The organism is Halosolutus halophilus, from assembly GCF_022869805.1.
Taxonomy (GTDB): Archaea; Halobacteriota; Halobacteria; order Halobacteriales; family Natrialbaceae; genus Halosolutus; species Halosolutus halophilus.
In genome coordinates this window covers 3792565-3812977 of the sequence record NZ_CP094974.1, presented here as the reverse complement: position 1 = coordinate 3812977, position 20413 = coordinate 3792565, and the positions used below count along the sequence as shown (strand labels likewise).

The 20413-nt window shown below is 64.6% G+C and carries 22 protein-coding genes; 6 read left to right on the top strand and 16 right to left on the bottom strand.

What is annotated here, in order from left to right; genetic code table 11:
- The first annotated feature begins 382 nt into the window (after nt 1-382).
- Together MUG98_RS18760 and MUG98_RS18755 are read left to right on the top strand one after the other, a co-directional pair.
- The gene (locus tag MUG98_RS18760) at nt 383-862 is read left to right on the top strand and encodes a pyruvoyl-dependent arginine decarboxylase (protein ID WP_265108946.1); all 480 of its coding nucleotides are present in this window, start codon (nt 383-385) and stop codon (nt 860-862) included.
- A gap of 66 nt (nt 863-928) precedes the next feature.
- The gene (locus tag MUG98_RS18755) at nt 929-1321 is read left to right on the top strand and encodes a DUF5811 family protein (protein ID WP_265108945.1); all 393 of its coding nucleotides are present in this window, start codon (nt 929-931) and stop codon (nt 1319-1321) included.
- Between the two features lie 45 nt (nt 1322-1366).
- Here the strand turns inward: MUG98_RS18755 and MUG98_RS18750 are convergent, their stop codons facing one another.
- From MUG98_RS18750 to MUG98_RS18740, 3 genes are all read right to left on the bottom strand, one after another.
- On the bottom strand, nt 1367-1783 hold the full coding sequence (locus MUG98_RS18750; RefSeq protein WP_265108944.1) for a DUF6276 family protein: 417 nt from the start codon (nt 1781-1783) through the stop codon (nt 1367-1369).
- Nucleotides 1784-1867: 84 nt separating this feature from the next.
- Nucleotides 1868-2620 carry a V-type ATP synthase subunit D gene (locus MUG98_RS18745; protein WP_265108943.1) on the bottom strand — a complete coding sequence of 251 codons (753 nt, stop codon included), beginning with the start codon at nt 2618-2620 and terminating at the stop codon, nt 1868-1870.
- Nucleotides 2621-2693: 73 nt separating this feature from the next.
- Nucleotides 2694-2897, bottom strand: a complete 204-nt coding sequence (locus MUG98_RS18740) for a zinc ribbon domain-containing protein (protein ID WP_265108942.1) — start codon at nt 2895-2897, stop codon at nt 2694-2696.
- A gap of 62 nt (nt 2898-2959) precedes the next feature.
- Between MUG98_RS18740 and MUG98_RS18735 the strand changes: the two genes are divergently transcribed.
- The gene (locus MUG98_RS18735) at nt 2960-3265 is read left to right on the top strand and encodes a DUF8143 family protein (RefSeq protein ID WP_265108941.1); all 306 of its coding nucleotides are present in this window, start codon (nt 2960-2962) and stop codon (nt 3263-3265) included.
- A 285-nt stretch (nt 3266-3550) separates the two neighbouring features.
- On the opposite strand, the gene MUG98_RS18730 is transcribed toward MUG98_RS18735, so the two are convergent.
- The 8 genes from MUG98_RS18730 to ahaH are packed head-to-tail and all read right to left on the bottom strand — an operon-like array spanning nt 3551 to nt 11600.
- Entirely contained in the window at nt 3551-4969 is a 1419-nt protein-coding gene (locus tag MUG98_RS18730; protein ID WP_265108940.1) for an ATP synthase subunit B, read from the bottom strand.
- A gap of 2 nt (nt 4970-4971) precedes the next feature.
- Nucleotides 4972-6735, bottom strand: a complete 1764-nt coding sequence (locus MUG98_RS18725) for an ATP synthase subunit A (RefSeq protein ID WP_265108939.1) — start codon at nt 6733-6735, stop codon at nt 4972-4974.
- Between the two features lie 3 nt (nt 6736-6738).
- Nucleotides 6739-7068 (bottom strand): V-type ATP synthase subunit F, encoded by a 330-nt coding sequence (locus MUG98_RS18720; protein WP_265108938.1) that lies wholly within the window; start codon nt 7066-7068, stop codon nt 6739-6741.
- Nucleotides 7065-8162 (bottom strand): V-type ATP synthase subunit C, encoded by a 1098-nt coding sequence (locus MUG98_RS18715; protein ID WP_265108937.1) that lies wholly within the window; start codon nt 8160-8162, stop codon nt 7065-7067. The genes MUG98_RS18720 and MUG98_RS18715 overlap by 4 nt, the downstream gene beginning before the upstream one ends.
- Nucleotides 8159-8740, bottom strand: a complete 582-nt coding sequence (locus tag MUG98_RS18710) for a V-type ATP synthase subunit E (RefSeq protein WP_265108936.1) — start codon at nt 8738-8740, stop codon at nt 8159-8161. Before MUG98_RS18710 ends, MUG98_RS18715 begins: the two co-directional genes overlap by 4 nt.
- Nucleotides 8741-8764: 24 nt before the next feature.
- Nucleotides 8765-9025 (bottom strand): hypothetical protein, encoded by a 261-nt coding sequence (locus MUG98_RS18705; protein WP_265108935.1) that lies wholly within the window; start codon nt 9023-9025, stop codon nt 8765-8767.
- A gap of 6 nt (nt 9026-9031) precedes the next feature.
- Nucleotides 9032-11281, bottom strand: coding sequence for a V-type ATP synthase subunit I (locus MUG98_RS18700; protein ID WP_265108934.1), 2250 nt, complete (start codon nt 11279-11281; stop codon nt 9032-9034).
- On the bottom strand, nt 11268-11600 hold the full coding sequence (gene ahaH, locus MUG98_RS18695; RefSeq protein ID WP_265108933.1) for an ATP synthase archaeal subunit H: 333 nt from the start codon (nt 11598-11600) through the stop codon (nt 11268-11270). The genes MUG98_RS18700 and ahaH overlap by 14 nt, the downstream gene beginning before the upstream one ends.
- A 156-nt stretch (nt 11601-11756) precedes the next feature.
- On the opposite strand from ahaH, the gene MUG98_RS18690 reads away from it, so the two are divergent.
- A complete protein-coding gene (locus MUG98_RS18690) occupies nt 11757-12380 on the top strand; it encodes a methyltransferase domain-containing protein (protein WP_265108932.1) in 624 nt (207 codons plus the stop codon).
- Between the two features lie 63 nt (nt 12381-12443).
- Here MUG98_RS18690 and MUG98_RS18685 read toward each other — a convergent pair whose 3' ends face one another.
- Together MUG98_RS18685 and MUG98_RS18680 are read right to left on the bottom strand one after the other, a co-directional pair.
- A complete protein-coding gene (locus MUG98_RS18685) occupies nt 12444-12941 on the bottom strand; it encodes a type IV pilin N-terminal domain-containing protein (RefSeq protein ID WP_265108931.1) in 498 nt (165 codons plus the stop codon).
- Nucleotides 12942-13147: 206 nt separating this feature from the next.
- Complete coding sequence (locus tag MUG98_RS18680) at nt 13148-14365, bottom strand: DUF7096 domain-containing protein (protein ID WP_265108930.1); 1218 nt, start codon at nt 14363-14365, stop codon at nt 13148-13150.
- A 351-nt stretch (nt 14366-14716) separates the two neighbouring features.
- Between MUG98_RS18680 and MUG98_RS18675 the strand changes: the two genes are divergently transcribed.
- Entirely contained in the window at nt 14717-15925 is a 1209-nt protein-coding gene (locus tag MUG98_RS18675) for a helix-turn-helix transcriptional regulator (RefSeq protein ID WP_425601058.1), read from the top strand.
- Between the two features lie 47 nt (nt 15926-15972).
- Here the strand turns inward: MUG98_RS18675 and MUG98_RS18670 are convergent, their stop codons facing one another.
- Together MUG98_RS18670 and MUG98_RS18665 are read right to left on the bottom strand one after the other, a co-directional pair.
- The gene (locus MUG98_RS18670) at nt 15973-16770 is read right to left on the bottom strand and encodes a hypothetical protein (RefSeq protein ID WP_265108928.1); all 798 of its coding nucleotides are present in this window, start codon (nt 16768-16770) and stop codon (nt 15973-15975) included.
- Between the two features lie 366 nt (nt 16771-17136).
- Nucleotides 17137-18132 carry a radical SAM protein gene (locus MUG98_RS18665; protein ID WP_265108927.1) on the bottom strand — a complete coding sequence of 332 codons (996 nt, stop codon included), beginning with the start codon at nt 18130-18132 and terminating at the stop codon, nt 17137-17139.
- Between the two features lie 288 nt (nt 18133-18420).
- Here MUG98_RS18665 and MUG98_RS18660 point away from each other — a divergent pair, with 288 nt between their 5' ends.
- On the top strand, nt 18421-19527 hold the full coding sequence (locus MUG98_RS18660; RefSeq protein ID WP_265108926.1) for a DUF373 family protein: 1107 nt from the start codon (nt 18421-18423) through the stop codon (nt 19525-19527).
- A 9-nt stretch (nt 19528-19536) separates the two neighbouring features.
- Here MUG98_RS18660 and MUG98_RS18655 read toward each other — a convergent pair whose 3' ends face one another.
- Nucleotides 19537-20379, bottom strand: coding sequence for a polyprenyl synthetase family protein (locus tag MUG98_RS18655; RefSeq protein ID WP_265108925.1), 843 nt, complete (start codon nt 20377-20379; stop codon nt 19537-19539).
- Nucleotides 20380-20413: the final 34 nt, after the last annotated feature.

Genomic DNA, 20413 nt, shown 5'->3' with positions numbered 1-20413 from the left:
CGAGAGAGCGACGCTCTCTCGTGATCTCGAAGTACCGAAGGCACTTCGATGAGTCGTCGGAAGACATTCGGTCTTCCGAGATGACGAGACGCCAAAGCGTCTCGAACCACGTGTGGTCACTTTGCGACCACACTCGGCAAAATCCTCAAAGGAGGGCGACGCGCTCTTTTGGACGGGGCGATTCCGGAGAAATCGCTTGCAGTCGGCGCAAAGCGCCGACGACCCTCGCTCGCGGTGAGCGGTCCTACAACTGTTGCCTTCCTTTCCCCGACTCACGACGCCCTCAGTTCTTCGGGCGTCGCTCGTGGCCACTGGTGGCCGTGTCCGTGGCTGCCGATCGCGGATCGCAACTCCTTACGCCGTCCGTCCCCGACCCGTAGACATGAGTACGATTCGAGTCGTCTGGGGGTCTGCCTCCGGGCCCACGGCGATGGCCTCCTACGACGCTGCCCTCGCGGACGCCGGCGTCGAGAACTACAATCTCGTCCCCGTCTCCTCCGTGATTCCCGCGGGCGTCGACGTCGAAGCCGTCGGCACCGCTCCCGACCTCGGCCCCGCCGGCGATCGCCTGACGGTCGTCGAAGCCCGGGCGACCACCGCCGAACCGGGACGGGTTAGTGCGGCCCTCGCGTGGGCTCAGTCGATCGACGACGGACCGGGGCTGTTCTACGAGACGGCCGGCGAGATGGACGGCGAAGACGTCGAACGGCGCGTTCGCGAGGGCCTGGCAGCGGGACAGGAACTTCGAGACTGGGCGTTCGGCGATCCCCGCGTCGCCGTCGAGAGCGCACCCGCCGAGTCCGGAACCCACACGACGGCGCTGGTGCTTGCGGTCTACGGCGAGAGCGAACCCGTGCTCTGAGGACGAGAGTGGCCGAAGGCGAACCCTTTTCACCCCCCAGAACTATGGTAGCGACACACACTTCTCATGAACGGAAATACGCCGTACGCAGGGCTGCCGGGAGAAACGGGTGCTGGTCAGCGTGCAGCGGCGGACGTTCCGGACCTCTCGAGCGCCCAGAAGCGAGTGCTCAACCGTGACGTCTCACGGATCGCCGCCCGGACTCGCGAGTTCCTCCCCAGCGAGTACGTCGTCGACGCCGACGTCTCCCGCGGCATCTCCGGTCCCCAGGTCACCGTCGCCGTCCGTCCACCGGTCGGCCACGCCGTCAGTGCCGGCTTCACACCCGAACTGGAGGAAGCTCCCGAGGAGGTCATCACGGCCGACGAACGAGACGAAGTCGCCCGTGGCCTCGCCGCGAGCGCCGCGTTGCAGGTGAAACAGGCCGTCAGCGACAACGTGACGCCGACCGGGAAGTAGCGTCCGACTGCCCCGTCCGACTTTTCCCGTCGATTCCGGTTCGACTCAGTACAGCAGTTGCTCGAGTTGGTGTCGCCGCCGTTCGAGGTCGACCGCCGGTTCGATCGTCGGCTCGGCCGCGAGTCGATCGATGACCAGTAGCGGGTCCGTCCCTTCCCGTTCGACGGCCCGGAGCAGCGTCTCGATCGCGTCGCGGTTGGTCGCCAGCGAGCCACACAGGTGGAGTGCGAGCGCGAGCGGCACCGCTCGCGCGGGTCGCGCCGGGAACGCGCCGCTAATGCGTGAAAAGTCGGGATCGTCGCCGTCGTCGCGGGCGTCGGTGGCAGCCGGTGGTGCTGGATCGACGGTGAGACAGTGGGGACAGATCGTCACTTCGGCCGCGGATTCGGGCGCGTACTCGCGGTAGTCGTCCGGAACAGCAGCGGCGATCGTCGATTCGGTTCCACAGTGTGAACAGGCCATCGGGGTGTCAGTCCCTCCCGGGACGGTTTCGACGTGTTCCTGCGGTCGATCGCACCATTGCGGTCGGTTCGGGAGCCGCGGGACTTACTGGTCGGCCGTCGGCGATCGGGCGGCGGTACTCGGCTGGGTTTCCTCGAGGGCCTTCGCTTCGTCGTCGCCCTCGTCTACGTCGGCTTCGGCCATCGCTTCGGCCTGTCGCTCTTCTTTCTCCTCCCGTTCTTTCTTGTCCTTGATCTTCTTCAGGCGGAACGTCTCCTCGCGTTCCTGTTCCTCGAGTTTTTGCTCGATGTACTCCTGACTCTCGTAGAGGTCGGGCAGCAACTTGAACTCGAGCGCGTTGACCCGGCGCTTGGTGGTCTCGATCTCCCGGAGCATCTTCTTCATCGCCGTCTCGACCTCCGCGGCGAGGATGATGCTCTCCAGGAGGTCCTCGTAGGCCTCGGCGGCCTCGTCGATGCGGGCGGAGGTGCCCATGATCCCGTAGCCGCGCTGATCGAGGCTCTTGGAGACCCGCGAGGACTCGATCTGGGGGACGACGACGCCCATGATGTTCTTCGACTCGGTGGTGATCTCGGGGTGTTCCTGCAGGGCTGCGGCGGCTCCTCGAACCGCGACGTCGCCCTCCATGGCCCGGGCCATGTTGATCTTCTTCTGGGCCTGCTCGTAGTCGTCGGCGAGGTCGCCACGGACGTCCTGGGCCTTGTCCAGGATGTCCATGAACTCCATGATCAGCCCGTCCCGTTTCTTTTCTAAGGTCCCGTGCCCGCGTTCGGAGAGTTCGATCCGATCCTCGATCTCCATCAGGTTTTTGCGGGTGGGTTTGACGTCCTTGGCCATCTTGTGGAGGGTTTGCGCCCCCAGTCGGATAACTGTTTACAGTTTTGCCGGCCGCCCGGACGCCCTCGCGGACTCAGCCGAGGAAGAGGTCGGCCATCGTTCCGGACGACTGGCCGCGGTAGAGTTCCGAGTAGCCACAGTTGGTGCAACTGATTACCATAAATCGACGGTTCTGGATGTCGAAGAACTTCGATAGCCCGGTCCCGGTCGTCGAGATCTCGTCGATCTCGGTTTCCGTGTGGTCGCACTTCGGACAGCCGCGATCGTCGTCTTTCATACCCACGTCTTCGTGTCATACGACAAATTCTTTGTGTTTGGAACGCCAGTCCTCACCTATCGATGTCCGGGTCAGGTGCGTTCGCCCTCGTCGTCCTGCTCGCCCTCGTGCTCCCGGTTGTGCTGTGGCTGGCGATCGAGAACGAGACGTCCGATCCCACCGTCGTCGACCGGGCGGCGGCGGAGCGAATCGCGACGGAACGCGGCGGACGGACCGCTTCGCGATCGGGCGACGGTCCGGACTCGTCCGCCACTGATCGGACCGCTCGCGACGAGCGAGGGGACGAGGACGACCGGCAAGCCGACCCCGGGTGGGGCCGTCGGGACGACGACGAACGGGACGAGTGGGGCGATCGGAGACGTCCCTAGCGGCCGGCGGCCGCCCGTCCTTTCGACTGGTCTCTCTGGTCTCGGTTCCCAGACGCGCGTCGTTCGCGACCGTCGCGATCGTACCCTTGCTCGGCGTCGATCGCGATCGAGACGGCGGCGTCGATCGACGAACCGACGGCTATCGAGAAACTCTCCGGAAAAAGAACGTCTCTGCTCGCGTATCGTCTCCCCGCTCGCTGTACCGCGGTCCGGAGGACCGCGCTCCCGGTTCAGTCGTCGACCTGGACGGCCGAGACTGCGGATCGACGTGAAACGCCTCCCGGTTCAGTCGTCGGCCGTCACTTCGGCGATTTCGGACTCGTCCTCGCGGTAGTGCTCCGCGATGAGGTCCTCGTCGATCCGGTTGAGCGCCTCCTTCGGGAGCATCGAGAGCAGGTCCCAGCCGAGTTCGAGCGTCTCGGCGATCGAGCGGTTGGTGTCGTACCCCTGCTGGACGAACTCCTCCTCGAAGCGATCGGCGAAGTCGAGGAACTTGTTGTCCCGCTCGGAGAGTGCCTCGCGGCCGACGATGTTCACGAGGTCGCGCAGGTCCTCACCTTCCGCGTACGCGGCGTACATCTGGTCGGAGACGTCGCCGTGGTCTTCGCGGGTGAGTCCCTCGCCGATCCCGTCGTCCATCAGCCGCGAGAGGCTGGGCAGGACGTTGATCGGCGGTTCGATCCCCTGGCTGTTCAGGTCCCGGTCCATCACGATCTGTCCCTCCGTGATGTAGCCGGTGAGGTCGGGGATCGGGTGGGTGTCGTCGTCGCCGGGCATGGTCAGGATCGGCAACTGCGTGACCGATCCCTCGCGGCCCTCGATACGACCGGCGCGCTCGTACAGCGTCGCCAGGTCGGTGTACATGTACCCGGGGTAGCCACGGCGACCCGGAACCTCCTCGCGTGCGGCACCGATCTCGCGGAGCGCCTCGCAGTAGTTGGTGATGTCGGTCAGGATGACCAGCACGTGGTACCCCTTCTCGAAGGCGAGGTACTCCGCGGTGGTCAGGGCGAGTCGCGGCGTGACCGTTCGCTCGACTGCGGGGTCGTCCGCGAGGTTCATGAAAACGACCGATCGCTCGAGCGCCCCGGTGCGCTCGAAGTCCTGCATGAACTCGTTTGCTTCTTCCTGGGTGATCCCCATGGCACCGAAGATAACTGCGAACTCGGTGCCCTCGTCGTCGCCGCCTTCCTCTTCCGGCACGGTCGCCTGTCGGGCGATCTGCAGGGCGAGTTCGTTGTGTGGCAGCCCCGACCCGGAGAAGATCGGCAGCTTCTGGCCACGAACGAGGGTGTTCATGCCGTCGATCGCCGACACGCCGGTCTGGATGAACTCCTCGGGGTACTCCCGCGAGAAGGGGTTGATCGCCTCACCGACGATGTCGCGACGTTCCTCCGGAACGATCTCGGGACCGCCGTCGATCGGGTTCCCCGAACCGTCCATCACCCGCCCGAGAAGGTCCTCGGTGACGGGCATCTTCATCGTCTCGCCCAGGAAGCGAACGGAGGCGTTGCGGTCGATCCCGCCGGTGCCTTCGAACACCTGGATCGCGACGACCCCCTCGCTCGATTCCAGTACCTGTCCGCGCAGCGTTCGCCCGTCTTCGGTCTCAATCTCGACGATCTCGTCGTACCCGACGGGTTCGTCGACCTCGGCGAACACCAGCGGACCGCTGATTTCGGTGATTGTCTGGTACTCTTTCATTGTTAGTACAGCGCTCTGATCTGGTCTTTGAGGTCCGATTCGATCTCGTCGATGAACTCGTCCCACTCCTCGGCGGTGCCCATGCGGTTGAGCCGCGGGATCGCGTCGACGTCCGTGATCTCTTCGACCGGGACGCCAGCCTCGAGTGCCTCGAAGGCCTCGTCGTTGAACGTCTTGATCGCTTCGAGCATCCGGTAGGTCTTCTCGGGCTCACAGTAGGTGTCGACGTCGTGGAGCGCGTTCTGCTGGAGCCAGGCCTCACGGATGTAGCGTGCGACCTCCATGGTGAGCTGCTGATCCTCCGGCAGCGCGTCCTTGCCGACGAGCTGGACGATCTCTTGCAGTTCGTCCTCCTCGTCGAGTACGTCGACGGCCCACTGGCGGGTCTCCGCCCAGTCGTCCGCGACGTTGCTCTCCCACCACGGGTCGAGCTGGTCCTTGTACAGCGAGTAGGACTCGTTCCAGTTGATCGAGGGGAAGTGCCGACGTTCCGCGAGGTCGGCGTCCAGCGCCCAGAACGTCTTGACGATACGCAGCGTGTTCTGGGTGACCGGTTCGGAGAAGTCTCCACCCGGCGGCGAGACTGCCCCGACGACCGAAATCGATCCTTCGCCCCCGTTGATCAGCTGGAACTTGCCGGCACGCTCGTAGAACTCCGAGAGCGCAGCCGCCAGATACGCGGGATACCCCTCTTCGCCGGGCATCTCCTCGAGTCGACTCGAAATCTCCCGCATGGCCTCCGCCCACCGCGAGGTGGAGTCGGCCATCAGCGCGACGTCGTACCCCATGTCGCGGTAGTACTCCGCGATCGTAATCCCGGTGTAGATACAGGATTCGCGGGCCGCGACGGGCATGTTCGACGTGTTGGCGATGAGGCAGGTCCGGGCCATCAGCGGGTTCCCGGTCTGCGGGTCGGGCAGTTCCGGGAAGTCCTCGATGACCTCGGTCATCTCGTTGCCGCGCTCGCCACAGCCGATGTAGACGACGATGTCCGCGTCGGACCACTTGGCGAGTTGCTGCTGGGTGACGGTCTTCCCGGAGCCGAACGGCCCGGGAATCGCCGCCGTCCCGCCCTTGGCGAGCGGGAACAGCCCGTCCTGAACGCGCTGTCCGGTTACGAGGGGTTCGGTCGGCGTCTCTTTGTCACCGGCGGGCCGGGCTTCACGAACCGGCCACTCCTGGTGCATCTGGATCTCTTCGCCGCTATCGAGTTCGACGACGGTCTCCTCGACCGTGAACTCGCCGCTCTCGACCGACGTGACCTCGCCGCCCTCGTAGTCGGGCGGGACCATCACCTTGTGATCGATCGTGACGGTCTCGGGAACGGTCCCGACGATGTCGCCGGATTCGACGGTGTCACCTTCTTCGACCTCGGGGGTGAACTCCCACTTTTTCTCGAGGTCGATCCCGGGGGCGTCGACCCCGCGGTCGAGGAACGCCGTCCCCATCTTCTCCTCGAGGACGTCCAGCGGCCGCTGGACGCCGTCGTAGATGGAGTCCAGCATCCCCGGTCCGAGGTCGACGGCCAGGGGTTCGCCCGTGTTCTCGACGGGTTCGCCCGGGCCGACCCCGGAGGTCTCCTCGTACACCTGAATCGTGGTCAGGTTCCCTTCGATCTCGATGACCTCGCCCATCAGCCCTTCGTCGCCGACGTAGACGACGTCGTTCATCCGGGCGTCGAGGTCCGTGGCGGTCACGACCGGACCGCTCACGCTTTCGATTACACCGTCTTCGTCGACGGATTCGATGTCTTCTGCCTGGCTCATAGTTTAACTCTCGTCCTCGTCCATCAGGTCGATACCGATCGCACGTTTGATCTGGTCGCGCAAGCCGCCGCCACCGGTGCCGCCGCCGATCGTGACGACGACCGGTTCGACGCTCGTCTCGACGTCCTGTCGCACGTTCCGCGACAGGTACTCGAGGTCCTCGTCGTGCATGACGACGATGCCGACGCCCTCGTCCTCGAGGACGTCCGTGACGGCGTCGTCGAGTGCCGCGTCCTTGTCGTCGTCCGGCACGTTCTCGAATCGGCGCACGCCAGCGAGGCGGAAGCCGGTCGTGAACTCCGGACTGCCGACGACTGCGATTTCCTGGCTCATAGGATCACCAGCTCTTCTTCGATCTCGCTCTCGGAGAGGCCGACCTCTCGACCCCGCGCGATCGCGCGGATGTTCTCGACCTCGCGTTCCTTCGCGAGGATGTACGCCAGCACGGCCGAAACGGAAACCGGATAGATGCTCGAGAGCGTATCCGAATACTCGAGCAACGCAGCGTCTAGTGCGTGCTCGAACTGGATAAGGCTGTCAGCTCCGCGCAACCGATCGAGGGCTCCCGAGAGCCGATCGCCGTACCGCTTGTTCTCGGCGATGTGATCGACGAGTTCGTCGTAGTTGCCGACGAGGCGGCTCAGTTCCGACTCGTCGAACAGGACGCCGCCCTCGATGTAGTAGGCCGCCGGATCGAGGTCGGCACCGCTTCGCGAGAGGCGCAGCGCGTTCCGGGCGTTCAGGAAGTCGATCTCGGCCTGCAGGAACTCGATGTACTTCGCTTCCGGCCCCTCCCGGGGCTCCTGTCCCGGGCCGGGGGAGACGTCCTCGAGCAGGCGCTCGTAGAACTCCCGGTCGAGGGCGTTCTCGAGCGGGACGAGCGCACCCGTTTCCTCGAACTCCTCGTAGGCCTCGGTGAGGGGCTCGTAGTAGACCGTCCGATCGAGTACCTCGATCGCGTCCTCGATCGTGTCGACCTCGAGCAGCCGATCGACCGTTCGATCGTCGAGTTCGCCGGCGCGGATGAGGTCGGTCCTGATCTCCTCGGGGTCGGTGTCGGTGTAGATCCCGCGGAAGATCGTCTTGACGTTCCAGACGTCGAACTTCCGGAGGTACCGGGAGATGAGGGCGTACAGTCGCCCTTCCGACCAGTCCAGCAGGTCCTGGAAGTGCTTCGCGAGGTTCCGGTTCAGCGCGTACTCGATCAGGTCGACGCCCGAGAAGCGCGCTCCGAGTTCGTTGATCTCGCGCTCGTACTCCGATTCTTCCATGAACCGCGCGATCTCGCTCGGCCCCATCCGGACCAGTTTCCGATAGTCCTCGTCCGCGAACAGCGAGGCTCGGCGCGATCGCACGCGACCGATCACGTACTCGGGATTCGAGGCACCGAGCGTCCCGGACTCCGGATTTGAGCCTCTCGTATTCATTGCTCGAAGAGTCGGTTGCTGATCTCCCGGAGGTTGTCCTCCCAGACGTCTTCGAGCACCGAGTCGAACGTGTTGTTGACTCGAACGCGGGACTGCTCGCTCTCGACGACGACGCCGCCGAGACAGTCGTATTCGCCGGCGTACTCGTAGCCGTCGTAGTCCGCGAGGATCGACTCGATCAGCTCCTTGTCGTCGGCGCGACCGTAGACGCTGACGTCGTCGCCGGCGTCGAACTCGCCGCTCGCGGCATCGAGAAGGTCGCGAGTGAGTTCTTCGCGGGTGTCCTCTTCGAGGGCGGCGAGTTCGTCTTCGACCTGCTCGCGAACCTCGCCGAGGACGTCACGGCGTGCCTCCAGGCGTTTCTGTTTCGCCTCCAGTTTGGCACTGGAGAGTCGCTGTTCGCGCAGCTGCTCGATCTCGCGTTCGACCTCCTGCTCTGCGGTCGCGACGATCTCCTCGGCGTCCGCCTCGGCGGCCGATTCGATCTCTTCGGCGCGCGTCTCGCCCTCACTGCGGATGTTCTCCGCACGCGCGTGGGCTTCTTCTCGAATGTCTTCTACGACTGTATCCAAACTCATTGGTGAGAGAAAGGGGGTGTGCTTTTAGACGATGAAGACGACGACCAGAGCCAGAATCACGAGCGTCTCCGGAAGGACGGTCATGATCAGGCCGGGAACGAACATCTCGTCGTCTTCGGCGATCGCACCGACAGCGGCGGCGCCGATACCGCGCTCGGCGTAGCCCGCCGCGAGTGCGGCGAGACCGACGGCGATTGCCGCGGCACCCGAGTTCTCGAGGGTCGGTCCGCTGGCTTCTTGTGCTTGCAGTGCAACGTCGGCGAGTTCAGGTCCAAGGTCCATCATGATTGATTAATTCTCTGGGTAATTTCGATCGTGTCCGAACGGTTCGTAGTTCTCCCCACCGCCCTCATAAAACTTGTTAAAGAATTCGACGTACTCGAGGCGCACAGCCTGTAAGCCGGCGCTTGTCACGCCAAGCGCTAGCACGAGAATGTGTCCGAGTACGAGGATGACGAGGCCACCGAGCAGGGCCGCAGTGCCCGAGTGCATGAGGCCGCTAAAGACGACTTCGGCACCCTCTCCGTAGTGTTCAGCGACGTAGCTCGGATCGTGATTCGTCAGGAAGTGGAACTCCCCATCGGGATCCTCGTACGCACCGAAGAACAGCAGGTTGACCACGAACGCCATGCCGGCCTTCGCGAGCAACACCGCCGCCATCCGGGTGTACGAGAAGACGTTGACGAGCACGTCGAGCGCCTCAACGACCTCGACGGGGTCGCCGACGATCAAGAGCACGAGCCCGAGAATCGCCATCAGGAGCGGGACGCCAACTGCGAACCCGCCGACGGAGAACACTTCCATAACGGGGAAGCCCTCGAAGCCGATCGGGAACGGTCCGTCGGAGGCGAACGTCTCGAACAGGAACGCCGGCTTCGTGCTTTCCTCGGGATTGGCCGCGTCGAAGCCCTGGACCGAGAAGATCCAGATCCAGATCCCGTTGAGTAGCAGGATCCACGAGCCGCTGTGCGTGACGGCGTCTTTGACGCCGTGGCTCAGGTTCTCGTAGAAGTCCACGATGTACCCGATGTTGAGGTGGACGATGCCGGCCAGCACGCTGATGACCATCCAGCCGAGCGCGAAGTCGGCGGCTGCTGGCTCGAGCCCCTTGTTCAGTGGCAGGAGCTCGGAGTTGAACGTGTCGTGCCAGATGACCTCTCCGAGGACGTGCAGTCCGAAGATTTCGCCGTAGACGATCCCGAAGAGGATCGTGAAGACGCCGGCCCAGATCGTGACACCGCCGAGACTGGTGATTCCCTTGCTGTCGAACTGCGTGGCCATGTACGCGCCGATGGCCACGTAGAGGATCCCGTATCCGACGTCCCCGATCATGAACCCGAAGAACGCCGGGAACGTCAGGAACAGGAAGATCGTCGGGTCCAGTTCGCTGTATTTCGGTCGGTTGACCGCCTGCACCAGCAGTTCGAACGGCTTGGCCGGGGCCGGATTGTCCTGTACCGTCGGCGGTTCGTCGCCCATCGTGACCGCCGATCCGCCGTCCGTGACGGCCTTCTGTGGCTCGTCGTCCGCTTCGGCGGCGCTCTCGTCTTCGTCGGCCGCTGCCGGTGCACCTTTCTGGACGTCTTCGGTGCGATCGTGTGCCCCGTGGCGGTCGTAGTCCGCTCGTTCTAGCTCTTCGATCTCGACGCTGTCACCGACGGCGTCGTTCAGCGCGCCGACGAGCGTGTCGTACTCCTCGGTCGGGATCCAGCCCTCGGCGATGAACGCGTGGTCACTCGTCGCGAACTGCAGCGGCGCTTCCGCGCGCTGGACCTCGATCGAGAGTTCTTCTTCGACGCGCAGGAGGAACGAGCCCTCCGTCCCGCGGATCTGTTCGAGATCCGCGTCGATCTCGTCGAGTTTCGACTCGAGTTCGCGCTTTCGGGTCTCGAGTTCGTCGACGTACGCCTCGGGACTCTTCTCGGTCTCGGGCACCTCGTGGCGGGTGAACTCCACGCCGACGAGGGCGTCGTCGACGACGCCGGGGTCGGCGTCCTCGGTGGGTGCGGCGACGATCGCCACGACGTTGCCGCCGGTGAACGTCTCGAAGGCCCGGACGTCGTCCGACGCGGCGACGGCCGCCTCGACGTCGTCCTGGGAGCCTTCGCCGACGAGCACCTCGACCGACTCGTAGCCCGACAGCAGATCGAGGTCGATCCCGAGGTCTGCGAACGGGGCGACGCGGTCGATCCGCTCTTCGACCCGGCGCAGTTCCTCGCGGACCTCGTTTCGCCGGTCGTCGAGGTCGTTGACCCGCGTGCGGATCTCCTCGAGTCGCTCCTCCCAGTCGTCCTCGATCGTGCCCGGCGCGACGTCCGCGTCGGACAGCCCGAGCGTACTCTCGAGGGCGCGGACGGTCACCAGCTTCTCGGAGGCGTCTTCGGCCCCCTCGATCGGGTTGCCGTTGTCGAATCCCGCCCACGAGCCGTCGTAGTCCGAGAGGTGTACCAGGTTCAGTCCGTGGACCGTCTCGATGACCGTGGGCATCACGCCCTTGGAGCCGGCCACCGAGACTTTGCTCATCCGTTCAGGTCTGAGCATGGACGTCCTCCTGGAACAGTTCGACGACGTGGGCGGTCACTTCGTCGACCCGGTCCCGGGCGCGCTCGGCGAGTTCCTCACGCTCCTGTTCACCCTCTTCGAGGACGCGCTCGCACTCCGCGTCGATTTCTTCGCGAGCTTCCTCCAGGCGGCGCTCTTTGAGCTCCTGCGCCTCCTGTTCCGCTTCCGTGCGAATTTCCTCGGCACGTTTCCGGGCCTCGGCGATTCGCTCGTCGCGGTCGTTTGCTGCCAATGCGACGATGTCGTCGGCCTCTTCTTCCGCCGACTTAATTCGTTCGAGAACCTCTGGCCTCGGCATACTCTAAGCAAACGGATGTTTGCCAGAGCGCGTATATGGTAGTTGCGAAAGCGCCTCGCCGCGCTCGTCGCGTCTGAGGGAGTAGTTCGGGATTACCGGGCTCCCGGCCCGTCGGGAACGGCAGACATATTTTGATCGGACCGAAACTCCCGTACAATGGGAGTTCTCGAGAACAAGGCCCGTGCTCGACTGTTCTACAAGTACCTCTCGAAGGTGTACGACCAGGTCAACCCGTTCGTCTGGACGGAGGAAATGCGCGCGGACGCGCTCTCCCTGCTCGACCTCGAGGACGACGCGACGGTGCTCGACGTCGGCTGCGGGACCGGCTTCGCGACCGAAGGGCTCCTCGAGCACGTCGACGAAGTGTACGCGCTCGACCAGAGCGAACACCAACTCGAGAAAGCCTACGCGAAATTCGGTAAACGCGGCCCGCCCGTGCACTTCCACCGTGGCGACGCCGAACGGCTCCCGTTCGCGACAGACACCTTCGACGTCGTCTGGTCTTCGGGTTCGATCGAGTACTGGCCGAACCCGATCCTCGCGCTCCGGGAGTTCCGCCGGGTGGCGGCCCCCGGCGGCCAGGTGCTCGTCGTCGGACCCAACTATCCCGACAATTTCCTCGCACAGCGACTCGCCGACTCGGTAATGCTCTTTTACGACGAGTACGAGGCCGATCGAATGTTCAAGACCGCCGGTTTCGAGGACGTCAAACACATATTCCAGGGGCCGTCGTACGACCCCGACGTCGCGATCACGACGATCGCCCGGGTCCCCGAGTAAACGGCCGCAGTCCGGCGGTCGCGTCGAGCCCCCGTCTTCGCTGCCCGTCGCCCGTGCCCCCTCTCACTGACTCGCCGTTTCGAGCGTCGCGATCCGGTGGCCGTCGACGACCAGCGTGACCGTCACCGGATCGCCGCGCTCGATCTCGGGACTGTTCGTTTCGGCGACGGTGACGCCTGCGACCGTCCCCGATCGCCACGTTGGATCCGATTTCGCGTTGAACGGTCCCGTCGGCGCACCGTCGAACCCGTCGGCCCCGACGAACGGCACCGGCGGCTGGCTGGCCAGTTCCGTGCCGTCCACCGTGACAGTCACGGAGAGCGCCTCCACGTCGATCGCGTCGCCGGCGACGTGCTCGATCGTGATGGTCGACGTCGAGGCGTCGGCGGCGAGGTCGAACGCCGCGGTCGGTGCCGTCGATTCGATCGTCCACGATCCGACACCGGCGGCGACGACCGCACCCAGACAGACGGTGAGCGCGATCAACGCGACGACGCCGACGACCGGACCGATCCCTCGCGTCCCGCCTTCGCCGCCGTTCGGCGAACTCGCCCTGCTCACGCACTGCTCTGGTCCCTCGATCCGTTATAAACGTTCGTCCGATCGTCGTCGCGGTCGGCCCGTTCCCGACCGACGCCGGGCCAGTCGAACCAACTCGATAGCGGAGTTATCGACGCTGGATCCCCAGAACCGACGAATCCGAACGTATCGTCACGTCGGAGTCGGCGACTCGCGTGCCGCGCTCTCCTCCCGGGTGGCGTCGCCGGTCACGGAGCGTCCGAGACCTCGACCTCGATACTGCTGGACTCGGTCTCGACCGTCAGGTTGTACTCTTCCGCGGGCGGGGCGAACCAGATGCTCCCGTCGCTGCCGGTCTCTCCGATCGCGAATCCGTCGACCGTGACCGACGCCGGTACCGACTCGTTGGTCTCGGCATCGCGTACCGTTACCTCGACCGGTCCGCTCGCCGGCGTCTCGTTGACCGTGACCTCGAGTCCGTTTTCGGACCAGGTCGTTTCGGTCGCCGTCGGCAGCGACGAGGGATTCAACACCTGGACTTCCCGGTAGACGCTCGCCGTATGGCCGCCGAAATAGGCGGTGAGCTGGCCCTGATCGTGGTTGGCCTGGATCTGGTAGAGGTTCGCCGCCTCGATCGATCCCGCTTCCGCCGATCCACGGTTTTTGTCGTCGAACACCCATGGGTAGCGTTGTATGGCGTGTTCGTAGGCGTCACTGATATCTTCGAACTCGCTGACCCACTCCGGACCGTTCCGGTTGTCGAACCGGGTCGTCTCACGGACGTAGTCGCTCTCGAGATACGAGAGGGTGTACCCGGGTCCGGTTGCGGTCGTTTCGACGACGACGAGGGCGTCGTCGGTCTGGCCACGTGCGGCCGATTCGAGGCGTTCTCGCATCGGCGTCCGGTGCATCTCGAGTTCGTCTCGATCGTCCTGAGTGGATACCGAGTACCCCGGAATTCGATCCGCTCGGTCCTCGATATCGAGGAGCGCGTTCGAGAGGATCTCGGCTTCCCTGTGGTTTCGCAGCACGACCTGCAGTAGCTCGGTCGTCGACGTGTCGCCCTCGGCGTGCGCTATCACGGCCCTCCTCTCCCGAGCTTCGAGCTCGTCGGCTCGCTCTCTGATCCGCTCGTGTGCGCGTTCGATCATCGCCTTCCGCTCGTCGACGCTCGCCTCCTCGAACTCACGATCGAGGATGACGTACTGGGCGTGATCGGTCCGGAGTTCGTCGTCGTTCGTCACGAGTAGCGTCCCGAGATCGGCTCCGAACACCGCGTATTCGCGTCTGGTCTCGCCCTCGAGCGGGAGACGGCTGGTCGTCTCGTCGGCTGCCGCGTCGTTCGTCGTCCGTTCCTGTAGCGCTGCCTGGAACTGCGCCCCGTCTCCGGGACCCGCTGCGACGGGAATCGCGACGAGTGAGCAGACGAGAAGTAACGCGAGGAGGGCGGGGGTCGCGCTGTTCATCGACCCACCGTACGAACTCCTGATACAAAAACCGGTCGCAACGACGAATTGCAAATATCTCGGCATTTTAAGGTCATTTTACTCCCATTTCGTCCCAATTCGAGGCTCTTCGAGCCCTCGCGTTCCGGTCGGTGGTCGTACGCGTTCAGGGGTAACGTTCCATTTTTCGATGGAAAGTGTTTTTTCCCCCGGGCGACCACGCTGTTAGTACGCATGCGGGTATCCACCGCCGTTGCACTCGCTCTCACAGCCCTCCTCACGATGTCTTTCGTTGGGGCGGTGGTCGCTACGCCGGCTTCGACTGCCGCTGCGTCCGAGTATGCAGGGACGGAGTCGGTCGGTGATCGGTCAGTGCCGGAATCGTCCGTCACGACGCGTTCACAGTCGGTAACCGGTTCTCCGAGTCTGGCGGCCGCCCAGTCCTCGCTCGCTCCCGCCGATCCGAAGCAGGTGTTCCGGATCAACGTCACCAGTACGGGTGACGCGACGTGGACGATACAGAGTCGGTTCCTCCTGACTACCGAGGAGGAGGAAGCGGCGTTCGCCGAGTACGCCGACGCGATTTCGAGCGGAAAAAGGGACGCAACGTACGATATGCAGCAATTCGAGACGTTCCGGCAGGACGCACAGACAGAGACGAACCGGGAGATGCGTCTCGAGAACGCCGGTTGGGACGAACCGCGCATCGTCTCCCCCGAGGAAGCGGGAATCGAGTCGACTGCCCAGCAGACCGACGGCGATTCGGAGGTCCGGGTCGGCGTCATCTCTTACTCGTTCACCTGGACGAACTTCGCGACCGTCGACGAAGATCGGATTTACTTCGGAGACGCCTTCCAGACCGACACGGGCGTCTGGATGTCGTTGACCGATGGGCAGCGACTGGTCATCGAATCGCCGTCCGGCTACGCTCTCGAGACGCCGACCACGCTCAAGTGGGACGGACCACATCAGTTCACCGGTGACGAACTCGAGATCGTATTCGTCCGTAGCGCCGGTAACGGTTTCGTGTTCGGGATTTCGAAGTGGATGGTCGCCGCCGTCCTCGGCTTCGTCGTCGTCGGAACTGGCGGCTATTTCCTCGCACGCCGAGCGCCGAGTATCGACCTTCCACCGCCGCTCGATCACTTCGTCGAACGCCTGGCCGGCCTTCCGATCGTCGCCCACCTCGGTCGGATCTACTCGCGGGTCTTCGCTCGAAGCGGACGGGGCGATTCCGACGCGTTGTCCACCACCGACACCGACGGAGGAACGTTTCAGTCGACCCACGAGTCGGCAACTGCCCCCGGTGGTCCCGACACGACGGCTCCATCCGGAACGGAACTCGAGTTCGAAGAGATCGACCCCGAACTCCTGAGCGACGAGGAGCGCGTCCACCGAATGCTCAAGCGAAACGGTGGGCGAATGAAGCAGGCCTCGATCGTCAAGGAAACCGGCTGGTCGAACGCCAAGGTCTCGCAACTGCTCTCACAGATGGACGACGACGGCGAGATCGAGAAACTTCGGATCGGCCGCGAGAATCTGATCACGCTGCCGGACGTCGATCCAACCGAGGTCAACTGATCGTCACGGATCGCCGGTTCGCGATCGGCAATCCACGCTGCTCTCGCTCACGAATCGCCCGTCTCCGAATCGCTGGTGTTTGTCTCCGAGCCGTCGGGATCCTCGTCTGCGTCGTCCGCGTCTCCAGTTGCATCGTCGGTGTCGTCAGTTGAATCGCCGGTGTCCGAATCGTCAGTGTCGGTTTCGGCATCGGTCTCCGGGTTGAAGTGGATCTCCGTGCCCACCGCGTCGTAGATGTCGTCCCAGTCCTTGTCCTCGTCCATCAGGAAGACCTCGACGGTCAGCGAACCTTCGCCGAATTCTTCGATCCCGGCCGGTCGAACGTCGATGTGGAACGTGCCGTTTTCTTCCATTCGGACCTCACTCGTGCGTTCGACTATCTTCTGCGTGTCTTCGTTGATCTTGACGAAGAAGTACGGCTCACCCACCACGTCTCCGTGTTCCGGCGGATCGACGTTCTCCATACTGGTGTTGGCGACGACTTCGAGGTTGAAATTCGAGTAGCCGTCGCCGCTCGCTGCCGGTTCCTTGTCGACGAACTCGACGCTCTCGATCCGATCCTCGCGCTTGTTTTCCAGCGGTCGGTTCGGTTCCGCCGGCGGGTGCCACTCCGCGTCAGCGGTGTCGTCTTCGTCCGATTCCGTCCCGTCATCGGCCCCGTCAGCGTCGTTATCGTTTTCGTCGTCGCCGTCGTCGGGTGCACCATCTTCCCGGTCCTCGATCTCGCTCGATTCGGTCTCGGTCTCGTTCGTCGGTTCGTCCGCGAACGCTCCCCCGAGAGCACCGCACCCCGAGAGGAGCACGGCCAGTGCCACTGCGACGGTGGCGACGGTTCGAAATTGCATCGTAGACGTCCGTTCCGGGACGCTCCTCATTATTACACTCTCGATAAGCGGTGGCTACCGAGTCGACACCAGACGGGCCGTGAGACCTGTGACTCGCCCGTTTTCCCGTCGTTGAACGCAACGAAAGGATCCCTATGGAGTGCCCAAAGCGATGCGCGTCTGTTCACGTCGGTTCGCATCGTCCTCGAAACGCGCTCCCCGCGAGAGCGCCGCTCTCGCTGGTCGTCGATCGTTTCATTCGCGAAAACGGCGCGCAGTCGATCGGGTCTTCGACGCTCACCGCCTCTTCACCGGTCGCGGGACAATACCTGCGCGAGCGGCGTCCGCTCGACGACTACTACGCTAACGGCGTCCGCTCGACGACCACTACGCTAACGGCGTCCGCTCGACGACCTGCCCGTCGTACGTCGGGTACTGTTCGACGATCTCTCCCTCGTCGAGATCGCCTTCGTCGATCATCTCCTCGAGCAGCCACCACGCGACCTCGACGTGGTTCGTTTTGACGGTGTAGAACTCCTCGGGAACGCCGAGTTCCTCGAACCGTTCCGGCGCGGCCGTCGTCTTCCCGTAGACGAGCGTGCCGTCGTCCGTGATATCGTCGAACTCGCGGCGGATGTTCCTGGCCATCCGCTTCAGGCGGCGACGGTGCTGGGCGGCGTCTTTGAACACCGACGTACAGAAGTAGACCTTCTCGTGGTCTCCCATCACGTCGAGGATTTCCTCTCGATCGCCGTCCACCGCACTCATGTGGTCCTCCTTGAGTTCGAACCCCTGTTCCTGCATCCGGCGGTAGTTGCCGTCGCTCATCTCGAACTCGTTGACGTTACAAAAGTCCGCGGCCCCTTCGTCCAAGAACTCGAGGAACTCCTCTTCGGCCCGAATGCCGGGAATCTCGAACGCGGGGGTGAGCCCTTCGTCACGAGCGACGTAGAGGATGTCCTCCCACTCGGTGCCGTGGAGGTCACCCCACTGTTCGTACGGCGGGTGGAACCGAATCTCGTCGAGGCCGGCATCGGAGAGGCGGCGCATGTTCTCGCGACCGCCGGTGATTCCGGTGTAGAGGTGCGTGTGGTGGTCCTCGCCGAACTCGTCTTTCAGCAGTTCGAGGTAGTGGCAGGTCCGATCGAGGGCCTCCTGTGGCTCGCCGCCGGTGATGGACGTTCCGAGGGCGTCCATCCGGTGGGCCTCCTCGAGGACGTCCGCGTCGGTCTCGACGAGGCGTTCGTTGGCGTAGACGTCGGTGACGTTCTTCCGGTTCTTGCCGAGCGGGCAGTAAAAGCAGTCGCGCTGGTCGCAGTAGCCGTAGACGAACAGCACCATCTTGCCGCCTTTCGCGCACTGCTCACAGCCCCTGGAGATCATTCGACGCTAGCTACCGGTCCGAGCCTCAAAAGCCGTGCGAAACGCACCGATCGTCTCTCTCGACCGGCGACGTAACTTCACGGGTAGCTCGGGCTCGATCACGGCGCGTACGGGCGACGGCGGTGCGCGGTTCGAGATCGACGGCGTCAGGGCCGCGAGGACCGAAACGCGGGTCGAATCGCCCGACGCGTGACGATCGCGGGTCGCGTCCCTCGCACCGTTCGCACCGATCCCGATCGATCTGTCCTCCCAGAAGAGGGAAATACTGCGGCGTGTAACGACGAACCGATGCTGCTGGTCCTGTGTGTCGACCTCGACGACGACCTCGGTCGAAAGACCGGTTTCTCGACGCCCGTCATCGGTCGCGACGCCGTCGAGGACGCAGCCGTCGCGCTCGCGACCGCGGACCCCGAGGACTCCGATGCCAACGTGATCTTCCAGGGGTTGCACATCTACGACGACCTCGACGAGCGCGACGAGAGCGTCGCCGTCGCGGTCGTCACCGGCAACGACGACGGTGACGTCCAGGCCAACCGCGAGGTTGGCGAGGAGGTCGACACCGTCCTCGCGAGCCTCTCGACCGCCGAGGACGTCACCGCGCTCGTGGTCACCGACGGCGCACAGGACGAATCCGTCATCCCGATCATCCGATCGCGGGTCCCGATCGACGGCGTTCGCCGGGTCGTCGTCAGGCAGGCCCAGAACCTGGAGTCGATGTACTACACGTTCAAACAGGTGCTGGACGACCCGGAGACGCGAGGGACGGTGTTGATCCCGCTGGGAATCCTCCTGCTTATCTACCCCCTCGCGCTGATCGGCACCCTGCTGGACATGCCGGGGTTCTTTCTCGGGACGACCTCTGCCCTGCTCGGTCTCTATCTCATCTCGCGGGGGCTCGGGCTGGGCGACCGGCTCGACGCGACCGTCGAACGGGCCCGCCGATCGCTCTATGCCGGCCGGACCACGCTGCTCGCGTACGTCGTCGCGGCCGCCTTGCTGGTCATCGGCGGCGTCAGCGGGCTGGACGCCCTCGAGGCGAAACAGGCGTCGACGGTAGGCGAAGTCGGCGTCTTCGTCCAGCTCGCGGCGCTCGTGTTCGGTTCGATCCAGTGGTTCGCCGCCGCCGGGATCACCACGAGCCTCGGCCAGATCACCGACGAGTACATCGCAGGGACCCTCGAGTGGCGATACCTCAACGCCCCGTTTTACGTCCTCGCGATGGCGATCGTCCTCCACGCGGTGAGTGCGTTCTTCCTGGACGAGGTCGGGATCGCGTACCTCGCGGCGGCGCTCACGGCCGGCACGCTGCTCGGGATCGTGAGCACGCTCACCTTCGCCGTCGCCGAATCTAGATTCTCCGAGGGCGGTCGACAGCCCGACAGCGCGTCGCGGTGAGCGCCGCCGTCAGCGCTCCCGCTCGACCACGAACTCCGCCAGTTCCTGCAAGTAGCCGCGAGCCTCTCGGTCGACGACGTCGACCCGATCGAGCGCGTCGATGGCCCGATCGGCTTCCGTCTGTGCCCGTTCGTTCGCCTCCTCGGGGGTGAGGTCGGTCACCTGGACGACCGAGGGCCGCTCGAGGGCGGCGTCGTGGCCGGTCGGCTTGCCGAGGTCGTCCGCGTCGGCGACCGCGTCGAGCACGTCGTCCCTGATCTGGAAGGCGACCCCGACGCGTTCGGCGTACTCGCCGAGCGCCTCGACGGTGAAGGGATCCGAGCCGGCGGCGATCGCGCCGAGTTCGGCCGCCGCCCGGAACAGCGCGCCGGTTTTTCGCCTCGCGAGGGTCATGTACTCCCCTTCGTTCGTCGGCTTGGCCGACAGCTCGGTCGCCTCGCCGATCCCGAGTTCCACCATCGCCTCGGCGACGACCTGCGTGGCGTTCGGGTCCGCGGAGAACAGCGCGAACGCCTCTCCCAGGAGCCCGTCGCTGGCGATGATCGCCGGCCCGTGACCGAACTCGGTCCACGCACTGGTCGTCCCGCGCCGTAACTCGGAGCGATCGATGATGTCGTCGACGACCAGCGAGGCGTTGTGGACGAGTTCGATCCCGACGCCGAAATCGACGGCGTCTTCGGCCGACCCGCCGACGGTCTCGCAGGCGAGGATGGTGACCATCGGTCGAACGCGCTTCCCTCCGGAGAGCGTGACGTGCCGAACTTCTTCGCTGAGCGTCTCGGGATCGACTCCCTCGACGACGTCGACGAGGCGCTCCTCGATCAGCGCCCGACGGCGCTCCAGAAGTTCCATTGGCAGCGCTTAGGACGGGGTTACAAAGTACGTG